We start from the raw sequence: 16,206 nt of genomic DNA, 5'->3' as shown, positions 1-16,206 counted from the left end.
TCATGACGGACGCGCTTTTCATCGGCGTCGATGGCGGCGGAACCCACTGCCGGGCGCGTATCCGTGATGCGAAGGGGCAGCTCATCGGCGAGGGCCGGGGCGGTCCAGCCAATGTCCGCCTCGGGCCTGACAGGGTGATGGCTTCTATCCTCGACGCCGCAAGGGAGGCAGCGAGAGCCGGAGGCCTTCCTGACGACGCCTTCCCTCGCATGCACGCCGGATTGGGTCTCGCGGGCGCGGCGCAGTCCAAGCCGTTGGCGCTGCTCAAGGCACTGCCGCATCCTTTCGCGAGCGTCAGCGTCGACACGGATGCCTACGTGGCGTGGCTTGGCGCTACCCACGGTGCAGATGGCGCCATTCTCATCCTCGGCACCGGGTCCTGCGGTTTCGCCGTCGTCCGGGGTGTACGCCATTCCGTCGGCGGCTACGGCTCCATCGTCTCGGACGGTGGCAGCGGCGCGGTGATTGGCCGCGAAGGTATTCGGCGTGCCGTGCTGGCCTTTGATCAACTCGGGCCGCGTTCGGCCCTGACGGATGAACTGCTTGGCGCCTTCGGCAATAGCGCCGAGGCGATCGTGGATTGGGCGGACGCAGCGACGCCCGGGGATTTCGCGAGCCATACGCCGACAATCATCGCCCATGCCTCCGCCGGGGATCCTGTGGCAAGCGCCATTGTCACGGCCGCAGCCGGTGACGCGGATGCGCTGATCGCGCGGCTCGTGGCACTCCGCGCGCCGACCGTCGCCTTGCTAGGTGGGCTCGCGGGCCCGCTTCTTCCGTGGCTTTCTCCCCAATCGCGTCATCACGTCGTCACCCCCATAGCCGACGCCATCGATGGCGCTATCCTGATGGCACGGCAGCACGCCCGCCCGTCGTGGGATGGCGCAGCGCTCCAGGACGACCTATCACCAGGGACCCGACCATGATCTCCGATGCCGCCAATCGTGACACCGCCATGCTGCGCGAGAGCCGCGAGGCGCCGGGAGCCGTCGCGCGCCTCATCGCCGAAAACAGCGCATTGACGACAGCGCTGGGACAGCGGTTGCGCGCCGCTCCGCCCCGTTTCGCCGTGACCTGCGCCCGCGGCAGCTCCGACAACGCGGCGACCTTCGCCAAATATCTCTTCGAGATCCGTCTCGGTGTCGTCACCGCTTCCGTCGGGCCGTCGATCAGCTCTGTCTACCAGGCCAAGCTGCGCGTCGCGGACGCGCTGTTCCTCGCCATTTCCCAGTCCGGCCGCAGCCCGGACCTCCTGCATCTCGCCGAAAGCGCGCGCGAGGAAGGCGCGACCACGGTCGCGGTCGTCAACGATGCCACCTCGCCGCTGGCGGCGTTGTCCGAGGTGGTTCTGCCGCTGCAGGCCGGCCCCGAGCGCAGCGTGGCCGCCACGAAGTCGTTCATCACCTCGCTCGCCGCGGGTCTTCTGATCACCGCGGATTGGAGCGACGACGCAGCGCTCAAGAAGGCCGTGGCCGCCCTCCCGGAGACGCTCGGGAGCGCGCTGGAGCAAGATTGGGACCCTGCAGTAGCGCCCCTTATCGCGGCCCGGAATCTTTATGTCGTCGGACGCGGCACGGGCTTCGCCGTGGCGCAGGAAGCGGCCCTCAAACTGAAGGAGACGGCCGGCCTGCATGCGGAGGCCGTCAGCGCGGCCGAGGTGATGCATGGGCCGCAGGCACTCGCTGGTCCCGACTTCCCCGTCCTCGTCCTGAGCCAGCCCGACGAGACGTTGAAGGGAACCCGCGAGCTCATCGGCCGTCTGCGGGATCGCGGCGTACCCGTGATCATCGCCGGGCCAGCCGGCGATGGACTGAGGGAGCGCGGTGTGGTGACCCTGCCACTCGCGGCTGGGATCGATCCGCTTGCCGCACCCATCGCGCTGATCCAGAGCTTCTATCCGCTGGCGGACGCGGTGGCCCGCGAGCGCGGCTTCGATCCCGACCGCCCGCCCCACCTCAACAAGGTGACCGAGACCGTTTGATGGTGCACGCGACTGGTCCAAAGCGCCCTCTTCTTCCGGATCTCGGCCGGCGCCCGTTGATCATGGGCATTCTCAACGTGACGCCCGATTCCTTTTCCGACGGCGGCCTCTTCGCGACCCATGAGGCGGCGGTCGCACAGACGGCCCGTCTCGTGAGTGAGGGCGCTGACATCGTCGATGTCGGCGGGGAATCGACACGGCCGGGCCACACGGAAATCCCTGCGGAGGAGGAAATCGCCCGCGTCATTCCTGTCATCACAGCGATCACCGCGCGGCACCAGCTGCCGATCTCGATTGACACCTACAAGGCCAGGACGGCGGAGGCTGCCATCGCAGCGGGAGCGTCCATCATCAATGACATCTGGGGCCTTCAGCGGGATCCTGCCATGGCAGGCGTGGCGGCAGCGCACGGGCTGCCGGTTATCGCGATGCACAATCGGGAAGCGATCGATCCCGCTCTCGATATTATCGCGGACATCAAGGCCTTCTTCATGCGGACGTTGGAGCTGGCCGACCGAGCCGGTGTCCCGCGGGGCAATGTCATCCTCGATCCCGGCATCGGCTTCGGCAAGACGCCGGCGCAGAACCTGGTCGCTCTCCAGCGGCTGAGGGAGCTCAGGGTGCTCGGCTGCCCTCTCCTCGTCGGTGCGTCGCGCAAGTCCACCATTGGACTCGTGACCGGCCGGCCCGCCGGCGAACGCCTCGCCGGCTCGCTCGCCGCCCACGTCCTGGCGCTCGCCAATGGAGCCGACATTATTCGCGTCCACGACGTCGCCCCCCACCGCGACGCCTGCCGGATCTTCGATGCGGTGCAGAACCCCGCGCGCCTCGATGTCCTGACCGGGGAACCCACCCCAAGGAGTGCGCCATGACCACACGGCCCCTCGACCACATTCTCATCCGGCGCATCGCCGTTTTCGCGTATCACGGCAATAACGACGAAGAAGAGAAGCTCGGGCAGCGCTTCTATGTATCGCTCGATATCGGCTTCGACGCTGAGCCTGCCGGCAAAAGTGACGATTGGAACGAGACGGTCTGCTATGGGCAGATGACCGCCCTGGTGACACGTGTCGCGACGAGCCGCCGCTTTCGTCTCATCGAAGCGCTGGCGCAAACGGTAGCCGACGAGGCACTGGCGGAATTCCCGCGCGTCGAGCGCATCAGCGTCGAGGTCGAGAAGCCTTCGGCTCCCGTGCCGGCGATCATTGACAGCGTCGCCGTGAAGATCACGCGGGTGCGCGGTGGCTGAAGCCTACATCTGCCTCGGCAGCAATCTCGGCGACAAGCGTGCGACGATCGCGCGTGCCCTAGACCTGCTGGCCGGCGCGATGGATGTCGCCGTCAAGGCGCGCTCAGGCGACTATCGCACGCCCCCGTGGGGCAAGCTGGACCAGGACTGGTTCGTCAATGCCTGCGCCCGGGTCGAGACGGCGCTCGCGCCCGAGGCTCTCCTCGCGCAATGCCTGACTGTCGAGCGACAACTGGGCCGGGAGCGGCTGGAGAGATGGGGACCGCGCGTCATCGACATCGATCTCCTGACCTATGACGACCGGGCAATAGCAACCGCTAGCCTGACCCTGCCGCATCCTCACCTCACCCAGCGTGCCTTCGTGCTTGTACCTCTGGCGGAAATCGCACCCACGCTCGTCATCGGCGGGCGGCCTGTGGCTGATTGGCTTGCTGAGGTGGACATCGCGGGAATTGAGAGGATGACACCATGAAAATTGCCGGCGATGCGCGCGATTCAGGGAAATGTCGCCGCGTGAGGTGTGCCCGGTCGGGTGGTACGCTGGCCTTCGCATCGATAGCGATCGTTGTTGTTGCATTGGCCCTCCCCGGAACCGCTCCGGCTCATGCCCAAGACGCCGCGGCGGGTGAGGCCGTATTCCGCAAGTGCCGCGCGTGCCATCAAGTCGGAGAAGGCGCGCGGAATTTAGTAGGACCCCAATTGAATGGCGTCATAGGGCGCCCCGCCGCGAGCGTCGAGGGCTACACCTATTCGCCCGCCATGAAGGAGTCCGGCATTACCTGGGATGACGCCAATCTCAAGCATTGGCTGCAGAACCCGCGCGATTTCCTGCGTGGCACCAAGATGATCTTTTCTGGCCTGCCGAAGGATGAGGACGTCGGCAATCTCCTCACCTATCTCAAGAGTTTCGATCGTGACGGCAAGCGCATACCTTAGATCGGCGTCCGCAGCACGATCGGGATGCACTCTATCTCGTTGATGAAGCACCCGATTTATCGAGAAGCCGCATACACTTTTGCCCGCGATGCTCTAGAATTTGCCGAGATGCGGCAGGCGGTCTTCAGAAACAGGCGAGCGTGTCGTGAAGCAAGGCAGTGGTTCTGACCAAAAGAGCGGAACTCCGGAGCGGTCACGCGACGACGCGCCCCTCCCCTATGTCCTGCCGCTCGCGCCCGGGACGGAGGCGGTCGCGGTGGCGGACGCCCTTGGTCACCTGCGACATCTCACGTTTCTGGATAGCGCCATGCGGCATGAAACGCTCGGACGCTACTCCTATGTGGCCGCGGACCCTTTCGGACGTTTCCTCATCGAGAACGGACAGGCCAGCTGGTCGGCCCCCGACAGCGGGGAGGCGACTGAAGTTCCTGCCCCTCTGGCGTTGAACCTGCTGGGCCAGCTCCTCAAGCGGTTCGCGACGCCCCACCGCGGGGATCTACCGCCCTTCCAGGGCGGCTTTGCGGGATTTTTCGCTTACACTCTCGGACAGGTTCTCGAGTATCGGCCCAGAGCTGCCGTGCCACCTGCCTGGTCCAAGCCCATTCCCGCGGCCGCTCTCCACGCCTATGACGTGGTTGTTGCCTTCGACCATCTGGCGGGAAAGGCCTCGATCATCTCGACCGGGTGGCCGGAAACCGACCCCGCTGCCCGCGCGGTACGCGCCAGAGCCCGCGCCGAAGCCGTCAACGCCCTGATCGTCAATGCGTCTCCCACCACGCACCCCGCCAATGCCGCGGTCACCCGCGACGCATGGCGTTCCAATTTCACGCAGGCCGACTACGAGATGGCGATTGCCGCCGTCATTGATCTCATCCTTGAAGGCGATATCTTCCAGGCGAATATTGCACAACGCTTTCGGGCACCTCTCCCGACCGGCTTCGCCGCATGGCCATTCTACCGTCGCCTTCGCGCGACCAATCCGGCACCTTTCGGTGCCTACATCGCCGGCGACGGCTTCACCCTGGCCTCCAGCTCGCCGGAAAGGCTTCTGAAGCTGAGCGGAGAACATGTCGAGGCTCGGCCGATCAAGGGCACGGCCGCGCGCAGCAATGATCCGGCTGAGGATGCGCGGGCGCGTTCCCGGCTGGAAGCCTCCGAAAAAGACCGCGCCGAAAACATCATGATCGTCGATCTCCTGCGCAACGATCTCTCCCGTGTCTGCCGGCCCCACAGCGTGGCGACACCCAGTGTCTGCGGTCTGGAGACCTATGCGTCCGTCCATCACCTCGTATCCGTGGTGACGGGCCAGCTCGTCGCTGGCCACGGCATCGTTGAGCTTTTGGGAGCCACTTTCCCCGGCGGATCGGTGACGGGTGCGCCGAAAATCCGCGCCATGGAGATCATTGCGGAGATCGAGCGCGAAGCGCGCGAGGCCTATTGCGGATCTATCGGCTTTCTTGGCTTCAACGGGGAAGCTGACCTTAACATCCTCATCCGCACGGTGATGCTGGCCGAGGGCGAGGCCCTGGTCCACGCAGGGGGTGGGATTACCGCGCTGTCCGATCCTGCTTCTGAATATGCCGAAAGCCTCGCCAAGGCAGAGCGGATCTTTGCCGCTTTTGCAGAACCCACGGCCTCGAACGATGTAGATGAGGCCGCGCCATGATCGTCGTGATCGACAACTACGATTCCTTTGTCTTCAACGTGGCGCGTTATCTGCAGGAATTGGGGGCTCAAACGCGGGTGGTGCGCAATGATGCCATCTCCGTGCGCGGCGTGCTGGCGCTTGCTCCGCAGGCGGTGGTCATCTCGCCCGGTCCCTGCACGCCCGCGGAGGCGGGCATATCTCTCGAGCTTGTGCGCGAACTCAATGGGCACGTGCCGATCCTCGGCATCTGCCTTGGGCATCAATGCATCGGCGCCGCGTTAGGCGGACAAGTGACGCGAGCGCGCCACCCCATGCATGGTCGCGCCTGCGACATCCTGCACGACCGGCGCGGCCTGTTCGCGGGCCTGCCGACACCGTTCCGGGCTGGGCGCTACCATTCTCTTGTCGTGGAACTGGATGAGCCCGGCCCCCTCCTGGTGAATGCGCGCTCGCCGGAGGGCGAAATCATGGCGGTGGCCCACAGGACAGCACCGACCTATGGAATCCAGTTCCACCCGGAATCGATCCTGACGCCCCACGGCCACGCCATTCTTCGGAATTTCCTAGGTCTGGCGCAGCGTACCCACGAGAACCGGAGCCATTGACGATGCTGTGGCACGATGGCGCGCTCCACGAACGCGGAATGCTCATGGTTGCAGCCGGCGACCGTGGCCTTCTTCTGGCCGACGGACTGTTCGAAACCGTGCTGATCGTCGGCGGGCAGCCGTGGCGTCTCGCAGACCATCTCGCACGGCTGAAGAGCAGCGCGGATACGATCGGCATCCCAATCGACACGCGGCCGGAGGAGGCCGTTCTCGCCCTCGCGGCTTATGCGGCTGCGAGTGCCGACATCGGCGGGCTCGCCGCGATCCGTGTCACGGTCACCCGCGGCGCCGGACCTCGTGGCCTGCGGTTGCCGCCCAATCCATCGCCCTGCGTCTTCGCTACGCTCGCACCCTGGCAGCCGGTCATGGCCTTTCAGCCGCTGCGATTGCATCTGGCCGCCGTTCGTCGCAACGAATTCTCGCCGCTCTCCCGCATGAAGTCGCTAGCCTATCTCGACAATGTCCTGGCTCTCGAGGAGGCCGCGCGGCACGGCTGCGACGACGCTCTCCTCCTGAACACCCGTGGCGCGGTGGCGGCGACCAGCGCCGGGAACGTCTTCGCCCTTTGCGGCAGCGCGCTCGTCACTCCCCCCGTGGAAGACGGTGTGCTCCCTGGCATCACCCGGCGGGTGCTCCTTTCCCTTGCGGCAAGCATCGGGCTTTCCGTACACGAGCAGACGCTCACCCTGGCCGCCTTGAAGGCTGCGGACGCGGCCTTTGCCACCAACAGCCTTCGACTGATCTCTCCGATTGCGTCCCTGGATGGCGTGGAAATTCCGCGGGATGCCCGCGTTGTCACATTGATGGAGGCGTTGCGGGCCGACATCGACGCGGATTGCGGCGCCGATCCCTTCACAGGGCCTGCCCGGACCAGCCAGTTCATATAGGCGGCGTTAGCGAGAGCCGATGCTCACGAATGAGACCTCAAGCGTTGTCCTTGAGATAGGCAACGCCGGGATCAGCAGGCGTTCCCTCTAGAATACCCTCATGAGCGGGCTGCCAGAGCACGACAGCATCGATCTGCCTGGCGAGCGCGAAATCGCGATCCGTGATGCCTTTCGGGGAATGGGTCGACAGACGCACCTCCACGCCGCCGTAAGAGACCACAAGATCCGGGTGATGCCAGGCGACCTCCGCCAGATGAACAATGACATTCGCCACCATCAGCGATCCCTTCCAGCCGTGAGTGGCGAAATGCCGCCGGAGCTCCCCATCGACGAGATGCCAGCCCGGCAAGTCTCGCTCGAGGCGCTTCGCGATCTCCTGCGGGGGCAGCGGCTTGATCTCGATCCCGTTCATGGGCCTCTCCTTGTCCTTTATCCTCGCACAGGCGGCACAGCGATAGCCTCCGATGCGAAGCTCGCACCGGCGCCCCGTGCCGGGAGAGATATTAAGGTATCTTCCGGCGGCAGCCGAGCGTGCGCTGAGCTGCTCAAGCGCGGTGGCTGTCGAGCGGAATGCCGGTGGACAACATCAGGCCGTATCGGCTCGTGACGCCGATAGGCGACCAGCCCCTGCCTGTGATATGGAACAATTCAAATGATGAGTTCCGAGCAGCCTGCCCGGCTATGGCTCCGGGATCCCATAAGCGATGGCTAGGCGAACCGTGATTTTCCGCAACGACATTGCTCCCCTCACAACGCGACCACATGGGCGGCTGCAATGGCGAAGATCCGACGGTGCTATGGTCGGGGGTGCTGGCGCATTGCCATCTGCGCGGCCACCTTCTTGCCAATCGGTACGCAATTGAGCTTGAGCATTCCATCACTATCTGCGCGTATCGGGCTGGCGCAGCTGTCCCAGGGCCAAGCCCTGATCGCGCTTTTGCTGTTCGGGATTGATAGGGAATGTTGACCAAAAAAGGAAAATACGGGCTGAAGGCGATAGTTCACCTAGCCAAACTGCAGCGCGGGCAATCCGCACTCGTTGCAGATGTCGCCGAAGCCAACAACATCCCGAAGAAGTTTCTCGACGCAATTCTGGGCGAATTGCGGAATGCTGGCTATCTGCACAGCAAAAAGGGCAAGGGCGGCGGCTACATGCTCGCCAAGCCAGCAGAAGAAATCTACATAGGTGACGTCATTCGCGTGCTCGATGGGCCGCTGGCACCCATCCAATGCGCCAGCCGCACGGCCTACCGTCCTTGCGATGATTGCCCCGATGAAAAGCGTTGCGCCGTCAGGCTCATCATGCTCGACGTGCGTGAGGCGATTTCCGGAGTGCTCGACAACTACACCCTAGACCAGATGCAAGGGCTCTCCCAAGACGAGATGGACGCCTTCGTCTACCATATATGATGGATAACTCGCCTCTGGCCCCCGCGCGCGCCATGAAGCGCGAGCGGGTTTCATTCAGCGGCTTCAGGGACCGCCAAGCGTTGCATCCCACGGAAGAGACGAATGCGTCCCGGCCTGATGCCCACGTTCCGACGTCCGCGCTGATCGCCAGTCTGCGAGGTCCCCATGATGGAATTCGCGGTCATGTCCGACGCCCCGATGCTCAAGCTCGTCTCCTGGGGCAGATCCATTCCTTGACCCAAGCCCGCCTCGTCCCTCGCCTCCAGGGTCCCACGCGCGTCTAGCTGCAGCGGCCCAAGGACTGCGACAGACAACGCGACGAGAGGCGCAGGCCCTTCCTCAGCCTCCACCCCCTGCGACGTTGAGACGACGCGACGTCCGTCAGCGAACACGGCCTCTGCATCGAGCGTAAACTCCCCTGCCCGCTCGCCGACGAGACGGACGAAAAGGCTTCCGATTGCCCCGCCGGCCCCGCGCGCGCCGACAAAATCACCGGTCAGCGTCTCGGCGGCCAAGCCCCCACCGACAGCGGCACAGCCATAGGCGATATCGACCCCTACGGGCCGGCGCGGCCAATGGATCGCGAATTCTTCGATCGCCTTGCCGGAGCCGAGCTCGCCCAAGCGCTGTCCTGCCTTGAGGGACAAGGTGCCGATCCCCTCTATATGACCGGAGAGGGAAACAGGCATGCGCCGCTCCTGATGAACGGCTTTGGCCCGGTGAGGGCTCGCCGCCCGCAGCAACTCACTGTCGCGCGCATTGAGGCGATCGATCTGATCAAGCTTCAGCTTCACGCCATCGGATAGCGCATGCTGGCGCACATAGGTTGTGACCACGATGAGCGAGGCTCCCCGCGACACCAGCACCGCCGCGTCTCCAGGCTTCAACAGAAAGCCCTCTTCTGAATCCGGACCGCCAATAATCGTCAGCGTGCCTCTGCTGCCAGGCCCCGTCTGGACGCCAATGGCAGGAGGCTTTCGATCATCATCCGCAGCGAGGTAACGCAAGGCGAACAAGCCGCGCGACAGCTTGATCATGCGGGAGAAGACCCGCGCTGGCTCGGCATCAACGCCTGCAACCGTCTCTTTCAAGTCGATCGTCATTCCGCCCCCCTAACGGAGATAATGACAGTAAATATAAAATTCCGCATAACTGTGCGTCATCTATAGGTGCAGGTGCTAAATATGTCGTTGAAGCTGGCAGGCAATGCAAACCCGCAGAAAAGAATCCAATCGCGCGAAAAATATTTCCACTCAGCCAATCGTCTAACCGCTCGGACTCTTGATGCGAGCCCGGAACGCTTGCGTAATCGCAACCACGCACGGCGGTTAGAGCAGTAATGTCGAGATTTTCTTAGAAGCAGCTTGGCTGCCCAACTTCAACGCGGCATAGCCTCAACGCGCTTCGCGTGCAACCAGCAAAAAAATAGCTTATTCTCAGGCGTATGGATACCTTTCAGGACCGCGTGATCGTGCCTCCGCCGGCACCGGCCAATAAAATAACTATCCAGCATCAATCAAATTTCACGAAATTAAGAACATATCCCGGTCTTTTGTCAACTGCCCTTTGGCTCTCTTTTTTGCTCACCCTCGGGGGCAGCAACCATCGTCATCGCGGCCGCGCGTCGAGAAGCATTGCTAAAAAACGCTCGACTCGCGCCAAGAAATGAGCTTCTATACATGAGCTTCATATTTGCAGTTGCTTGCGAGCGGTTCGGGCTTGGCAGGAATGTCGGCTCGCCGTTGTTCTGATAAGGGCTATATCTTCATATCTCATCATCTTCCGGATGCCTATCGATCCGGGTTTGGGCACACGAATTTCCTGTCCGACACATCCATTGTTTAATCACAGCGTTATTCATTCCATATAGATCATTCTCCAGTTTTGCTCAAAGGCAATATTTCCCGCACTACCGATATCCGGGATGAACCGGGCGGTATTTTACCTGACAATTACTTCGACCCTGGTTCGCGTGATGTATTCATGTACGGCACCTTCAGCGGCCGTATGAAGTTATTGCGAGATACTCATTGCTGTTCGACGCGCGCAGATCGCATGATCCCATCAATGTCGCACGAGCGGGCATGAAGCCCGTCGCCGAGGGTGCTGTGACGGTACGCGGCACGATCACCGGGAGGACGCGCGCGACGGCTGCGAAACTCCCTGTTGGGGATGGCTCCGGACGTTTGGCCACAGTCCTTGCAGAGCTTCGACCAGGCATCGTCTCCGTCGGCCTTCTCACGAGCGCGATCAGCGTCATCGCCTTGACCGTTCCGCTCTACATGATGAACCTTTACGAACGGGTTCTACCGAGCCGTAACATGAATACGCTCATGGCGCTTACTGCAATCGCGCTGTTCCTGCTGCTCGTCGAGGCGGCCATCGGGCGGGCGCGGGAGAGCTTGCTGGAGCGGCTCGGGCTCGCTTTCAATCGCTCCGTCGCGGAGGATCTCTTTGCCGGCCTCCAGCATCCGAGCACTGCCGCCGACAATCCCCATTCCGGCGCTTTGCGCGACCTCGAGACACTGCGCGCGTTCTGGGTGAAGGGAGGGCTGACAACCCTTTTCGCCTTGTTTTGGTCGCCCTTGTTCCTGCTGGCCTTGTTCATCCTGCATCCCCTGCTGGGCGGTATTGCCTTGGCCACACTGGCGATCATGCTCCTCGTCGCGATCGCCACCCAGAAAGCGGTGGCTCCGCACCTGCGTCTGGCTGGGGAGGCGGAGGCCGCCGCCACCGCGATCGAACGCCGGTGCCTCGACGCGCGTGATGTCGTCCAGGCGATGGGCATGGGCACCACCGCCGCGCGCTCCTGGCTGACCGAGCATGAGGCAGCTCTCATTCATCGCATTCGCGCTAGCGAACGCGCCGCGCCCTTGTTGCTCTTGTCGCAGTTCACGCAGGCAGCGGCATTCGTCGCTGTGCCCGCGGCTGCGGCCGGCCTCGCCTTGCAGGGCAAGATTTCGCCGGCCGTCATCTATGCTGCGATGCTGATCGGCCGCCATGCCACGGATCCCGCGCGCAAGGCCATTCAACAATGGCGGGGCTATCAAGCCGCGAGCCTGGCCCGCGCGCGGCTCGAGGCCTTCTTCGCAACAGCGCCTGGCGCCTCTCCTGTGATCGTGCTGCCGCGGCCCTGCGGGCGGCTGCAGCTGGAAGGCCTCACCCTGTCCGTGCCTGGCACGCGTCGCGTCATACTCCGCAACGTCTCGTTCGCGGTCGATGCCGGCACGGTGCTCGCGATCGTTGGCCCGAGCGGTTCAGGGAAATCCGCGCTGGCGCGCGTGCTTGTGAATTTATGGCAGCCAACTCTCGGCCAGGTCCGGCTCGATGGCGCGGATTACGGCCACTGGCGGAGCGACGCCCTCGGGGCCCATATCGGCTATCTGCCGCAGGACGGCGCATTGATGAAGGGCACGGTGGCCGAGAACATCAGACGGTTCAGGCCCCGCCATGACGATGACGATGTGTTTGCCGCGGCCAAGCTTGCCGGCGCGCATGACATGATCCAGTCGCTGCCGGAGGGCTACGCGACGGCAGTTGGTGACAATGGCAGCGGCCTTTCCAGCGGGCAGCGCCAGTTGATCGCCCTTGCCCGCGCGCTCTATGGACGGCCGGCGCTCGTCGTGCTGGACGAGCCCAACGCCCATCTCGACAGCGCCGGGGAAGCCGCCTTGGCGCGGACCGTGGCTGAGGTCAAGGCACAGGGCACGACAGTGGTGCTCATAACCCACAAGGCACAACTCCTGGCGTTGGCAACGACGATCGCGTTACTTGGCCAGGGGAAGCTGATCCAATTTGGCGCGCGGGACGACGTGCTGCGGCGCATCAGCCGCCAGGGAGCGCCGCGCGGAGAACGCATGCGCGTGGTAGCCAGCTCATGAAGACAGCGAACGCCCCCACCGCCCCTCACCTCCGCCCGGTCATGCCCCCTGGACCCAGCCGCTCACCTGCGGCGAGCCGACCGGTTGCGCGGATCGATCAAAGCATGCTCCGTGACGACTTGCAGCTTCTGCACGACCTCGCCCGACTTCAGGGTTTCACAGACGTCGCGGAACTTGCCCGTTATATTGAACCACAGCGAAGCCGCATCGGGACCAAACCCCAAGGGCCTGGGGGCCCGCCGCCCCGCAGCAATCCGGCAAAAATTCGGTCCACTTACCCGCGCCCTTCCAAGGCCCCCCCGCAGGCCCGCCTTGATTGGCGCCGTTCGGCGAGAGTTGGCTTCGCGATCCTCGCCATTGCTGTAGGCGGTGGCGGAGCCTGGGCTGCGCTTGCGCATCTCGACGGAGCAGCAATCGCACCGGGAATCATCGCGGTCGAATCGCGTCGCAAGACGGTGCAGCATCTCGAGGGCGGCCTCGTCACCTCCATTCACGTCCGCGACGGCGACAAGGTCGCGCAGGGACAGCTCCTGCTCGGCCTCGATCCGACACAAGCAAGAGCTTCCCTCGATATGGCCCGGAACCAGCGTGCCGCGGCCCTTGCGGAGGAAGCCCGGCTTGTGGCGGAGCGAGATGGAACCCCGATCACGCTTCCCGCGGAGGTCACTGAACGAAGCGCAGTGCCAATCGTCCGCCAAGCCGTGGATGACCAACGCCACGCGCTGATCAGGCGCGGATCGATCCGCGCGACATGGGTGCTGTGGTGGTGGGCCAGAAGGCGGAAATACAGTTTCCCACGTTCCGCACGGTCGGTGCGCCGGTCTTCGGCATCCTGCGCAAGCTCTCTCACGACAGCCTTGTCGAGGAGACAAGCGGCCGCAGCTATTTCGCAGCCGAGGTCGTCGCCGATCCCCGCAATATACCGCCGTCGATCTCAGGGAAGCTCCGGGCCGGCTTGCCGGCTGACGTGCTGATCATCACCGGTGAGCGGACACCTCTCTCCTACCTCCTGGAGCCGCTGACACGTCGCCTCGCCATGACGATGCGAGAGCAATGAGTTCTTGGCCAACGCGGAGCTTGGCGGCGCTCGTCCATCCCGATACAAGCGCAGATGGAGCGACGGCCCGCTGCAAGGTGTCCGCAGCGCAGAGGTAGAACGCGTGATGAACGACGGCACGATCGAGAACGACTGGTCGCTGGACAAGGTCATCGGCATCATCGGGCTCGGCTACGTTGGCCTGCCGCTCGCGCTCGCTGCCGCGACGGCCGGATATCGGGTCGTCGGCTTCGACGTCGATCGCGCGAAGGTCGAGAGCCTGCAAGGCGGCCGCAGCTATATCAAGCACATCGGTGAGGATGAGCTCGGTGCGGTCATCTCAGCCGGTCGTCTCGAGGCGACCACGGATTTCGCGCGCCTGCGCGCGGTAGACGCCATCATTGTGTGTGTGCCGACCCCGTTGGCCGCGCATCGCGAACCGGATCTCACCTATGTCATTCGTACGACAGAGACGATCGCGCCCCATCTCCGCCGCGGTCACCTCATCGTGCTGGAATCGACGACTTGGCCGGGCACCACCGAAGAGGTGATGAAACCGATCCTGGAGCGCTCCGGCCTCAAAAGCGGTGAGGACTTCTTCCTGGCCTATTCGCCGGAGCGCGAGGATCCCGGCAATCCCGCCTTCACCACGCGCGCCATTCCCAAGGTCATCGGAGGTGACGGGCCGATCGCGCTTCGCCTCGCCGATGCGCTCTACAGCGCCATTGTGGCCGGCACGGTGACGGTATCGTCCACGCGCACGGCCGAAGCGGTGAAGCTCACGGAAAACATATTTCGCGCCGTGAACATCGCTCTCGTCAATGAACTCAAGATCGTCTACGAGCGGATGGGAGTGGATATCTGGGAAGTGATAGAAGCGGCCAAGACGAAACCTTTTGGTTACATGCCGTTTTATCCTGGCCCTGGGCTTGGCGGCCATTGCATCCCCATCGATCCCTTCTATCTAACCTGGAAGGCCCGCGAATACGAGATCTCAACACGGTTCATCGAACTTGCCGGCGAGATCAACACGGCCATGCCGCATTATGTGGTGGAGCGACTGGCGCGGGCTTTCGACCAGATGACCGGCCGCGGCCTCAAGGGCGCGAGGGTTCTGCTGCTCGGCCTCGCTTACAAGAAAAACGTGGATGACGTGCGAGAAAGTCCGGCTTTCAAGCTCATCGAGCTTCTGGAACACCGGGGTGCTGATGTGGGTTATTACGATCCCCATGTCCCTGCTATCCCGCCGATGCGGGAATATCCGGATTACCAGGGACGACCGCGCATCGCCTGGAATGGCCCGGCGATCGCGGCCTTTGACGTCGTGCTGATCGCCACCGACCATGACGACGTGGACTATAAGCTGGTTGCGGACAATGCCCGGCTTGTCATCGACACGCGCAACGCCTGTGCGCGCGCTGGCATCACCGCCCCCCATATCGTGAAAGCCTGACGTCCGGAGATCGTCGCATGCGTGTTCTCGTGACAGGAACGGCCGGTTTCATAGGCTTTCACGTGGCAAAGATGCTCACCGAAGCCGGCCATGATGTTGTCGGTATCGACGGAATGACGGCGTATTACGACGTGGCGTTGAAGCAGCGTCGACACGCGATGCTGCTGCAATCGCCAAATTTTACCGCCCATGAGTTGATGCTGGAGGATGAGGATAAGCTGGCCGCCGCTTATAGCGCGGCGAGGCCGGAGGTCGTCATCCATCTCGCAGCCCAGGCAGGAGTTCGCTACAGCCTGGAGAACCCGCGGGCGTATGTCGATACGAACCTCGTTGGCAGCTTCAACCTGATGGAATGCGTGCGCCGTGCACCGCCCCGCCATTTTCTGCTCGCATCGACAAGCTCTGTCTATGGCGGCAACACGAAGATGCCTTTTGTGGAGAGCGACCCGACGGACCATCCGCTGACGCTCTACGCCGCGAGCAAGAAGGCGACCGAAGTGATGACGCATTCCTACGCGCATCTTTGGGGCATTCCGACCACCGTTTTCCGGTTCTTCACGGTCTACGGCCCATGGGGCCGGCCAGACATGGCATTGTTCAAATTCACGAAGGGGATCATCGAAGGAACCCCCATCGACATCTATAACAACGGCGATATGGCGCGGGACTTCACCTATATCGACGATCTCGCACACGCCATCGTGCTCCTTGCGCATACGATACCACCGGATCCGCAAACTCTCGAGGACGAGGCGGCTGGACACCTTGGGCTCAGCCCAGTCGCACCTTACCGTGTCGTCAATATCGGCAATGGAGAACCGGTGCGTCTCACGGCCTTCATAGAGGCGATCGAGCAGGCCATTGGTCGTCCGGCCATTCGCAACTATATGCCGATGCAGCCCGGGGACGTGCCGGCGACCTTCGCCGACGCGAGCCTTCTGGAGCGTCTGACAGGCTTCCGTCCAGCCACCCCTGTCGCCCTCGGCGTCAAGCGTTTCGTGGCCTGGTATCGCGACTACTTCAACCAGTGAAGCTTCGTGCGCCCCGACCGTGTCAGCAGGGCCCATCGTCATGCATGGCCGGGCCTCCCGCAGATTGCCCTCTGAACGCATGTATCCAG

Annotated in this window: 17 protein-coding genes; 14 read left to right on the top strand and 3 right to left on the bottom strand. The window is 63.5% G+C overall.

The features are described 5' to 3' along the window. Positions 1–2 precede the first annotated feature (2 nt). From KIO76_RS12105 to KIO76_RS12065, 9 genes are all read left to right on the top strand, one after another. Positions 3–926 carry a glucosamine kinase nucleotide-binding domain-containing protein gene (locus KIO76_RS12105; RefSeq protein WP_213323512.1) on the top strand — a complete coding sequence of 308 codons (924 nt, stop codon included), beginning with the start codon at positions 3–5 and terminating at the stop codon, positions 924–926. Beyond that, positions 923–1,981: an SIS domain-containing protein gene (locus KIO76_RS12100; protein WP_213323511.1), complete on the top strand. Its 1,059-nt coding sequence runs from the start codon at positions 923–925 to the stop codon at positions 1,979–1,981. The genes KIO76_RS12105 and KIO76_RS12100 overlap by 4 nt, the downstream gene beginning before the upstream one ends. Next, complete coding sequence (gene folP, locus KIO76_RS12095; protein ID WP_213323510.1) at positions 1,981–2,853, top strand: dihydropteroate synthase; 873 nt, start codon at positions 1,981–1,983, stop codon at positions 2,851–2,853. The genes KIO76_RS12100 and folP overlap by 1 nt, the downstream gene beginning before the upstream one ends. Continuing rightward, positions 2,850–3,230, top strand: coding sequence for a dihydroneopterin aldolase (gene folB / locus KIO76_RS12090; protein WP_213323509.1), 381 nt, complete (start codon positions 2,850–2,852; stop codon positions 3,228–3,230). Before folP ends, folB begins: the two co-directional genes overlap by 4 nt. Continuing rightward, positions 3,223–3,702, top strand: coding sequence for a 2-amino-4-hydroxy-6-hydroxymethyldihydropteridine diphosphokinase (folK, locus tag KIO76_RS12085; RefSeq protein ID WP_213323508.1), 480 nt, complete (start codon positions 3,223–3,225; stop codon positions 3,700–3,702). The genes folB and folK overlap by 8 nt, the downstream gene beginning before the upstream one ends. Next, a complete protein-coding gene (locus tag KIO76_RS12080; RefSeq protein WP_213323507.1) occupies positions 3,699–4,166 on the top strand; it encodes a c-type cytochrome in 468 nt (155 codons plus the stop codon). Before folK ends, KIO76_RS12080 begins: the two co-directional genes overlap by 4 nt. Before the next feature lie 145 nt (positions 4,167–4,311). Continuing rightward, positions 4,312–5,832: an anthranilate synthase component I family protein gene (locus KIO76_RS12075; RefSeq protein WP_291976140.1), complete on the top strand. Its 1,521-nt coding sequence runs from the start codon at positions 4,312–4,314 to the stop codon at positions 5,830–5,832. Beyond that, complete coding sequence (locus KIO76_RS12070) at positions 5,829–6,419, top strand: anthranilate synthase component II (RefSeq protein WP_213323506.1); 591 nt, start codon at positions 5,829–5,831, stop codon at positions 6,417–6,419. The genes KIO76_RS12075 and KIO76_RS12070 overlap by 4 nt, the downstream gene beginning before the upstream one ends. A gap of 2 nt (positions 6,420–6,421) precedes the next feature. Beyond that, positions 6,422–7,306, top strand: a complete 885-nt coding sequence (locus KIO76_RS12065) for an aminotransferase class IV (protein WP_213323505.1) — start codon at positions 6,422–6,424, stop codon at positions 7,304–7,306. A gap of 37 nt (positions 7,307–7,343) precedes the next feature. Here the strand turns inward: KIO76_RS12065 and KIO76_RS12060 are convergent, their stop codons facing one another. After that, positions 7,344–7,718 (bottom strand): 4a-hydroxytetrahydrobiopterin dehydratase, encoded by a 375-nt coding sequence (locus tag KIO76_RS12060; RefSeq protein WP_213323504.1) that lies wholly within the window; start codon positions 7,716–7,718, stop codon positions 7,344–7,346. A gap of 548 nt (positions 7,719–8,266) precedes the next feature. Here KIO76_RS12060 and KIO76_RS12055 point away from each other — a divergent pair. Then, positions 8,267–8,716 carry an RrF2 family transcriptional regulator gene (locus tag KIO76_RS12055; RefSeq protein WP_213323503.1) on the top strand — a complete coding sequence of 150 codons (450 nt, stop codon included), beginning with the start codon at positions 8,267–8,269 and terminating at the stop codon, positions 8,714–8,716. Positions 8,717–8,766: 50 nt separating this feature from the next. Here the strand turns inward: KIO76_RS12055 and KIO76_RS12050 are convergent, their stop codons facing one another. Then, complete coding sequence (locus KIO76_RS12050; protein ID WP_213323502.1) at positions 8,767–9,819, bottom strand: hypothetical protein; 1,053 nt, start codon at positions 9,817–9,819, stop codon at positions 8,767–8,769. Positions 9,820–10,800: 981 nt separating this feature from the next. On the opposite strand from KIO76_RS12050, the gene KIO76_RS12045 reads away from it, so the two are divergent. Beyond that, entirely contained in the window at positions 10,801–12,597 is a 1,797-nt protein-coding gene (locus tag KIO76_RS12045; RefSeq protein WP_213323501.1) for a type I secretion system permease/ATPase, read from the top strand. Between the two features lie 62 nt (positions 12,598–12,659). On the opposite strand, the gene KIO76_RS30955 is transcribed toward KIO76_RS12045, so the two are convergent. Further along, positions 12,660–13,316, bottom strand: a complete 657-nt coding sequence (locus tag KIO76_RS30955) for a hypothetical protein (RefSeq protein WP_249729579.1) — start codon at positions 13,314–13,316, stop codon at positions 12,660–12,662. A 17-nt stretch (positions 13,317–13,333) separates the two neighbouring features. Between KIO76_RS30955 and KIO76_RS30950 the strand changes: the two genes are divergently transcribed. The 3 genes from KIO76_RS30950 to KIO76_RS12030 all read left to right on the top strand — a co-directional run bounded on the left by KIO76_RS30950 (position 13,334) and on the right by KIO76_RS12030 (position 16,117). Continuing rightward, positions 13,334–13,654 (top strand): beta-barrel domain-containing protein, encoded by a 321-nt coding sequence (locus KIO76_RS30950; RefSeq protein WP_502761884.1) that lies wholly within the window; start codon positions 13,334–13,336, stop codon positions 13,652–13,654. 106 nt (positions 13,655–13,760) lie between these two features. Continuing rightward, complete coding sequence (locus tag KIO76_RS12035) at positions 13,761–15,086, top strand: nucleotide sugar dehydrogenase (protein ID WP_213323499.1); 1,326 nt, start codon at positions 13,761–13,763, stop codon at positions 15,084–15,086. Positions 15,087–15,103: 17 nt separating this feature from the next. Continuing rightward, positions 15,104–16,117 (top strand): NAD-dependent epimerase, encoded by a 1,014-nt coding sequence (locus KIO76_RS12030; RefSeq protein WP_213323498.1) that lies wholly within the window; start codon positions 15,104–15,106, stop codon positions 16,115–16,117. Positions 16,118–16,206: the final 89 nt, after the last annotated feature.

The sequence above is a fragment of the Chelatococcus sp. YT9 genome (assembly GCF_018398315.1).
GTDB lineage: Bacteria > Pseudomonadota > Alphaproteobacteria > Rhizobiales > Beijerinckiaceae > Chelatococcus.
This window is presented reverse-complemented; position numbering and strand designations above follow the sequence as displayed.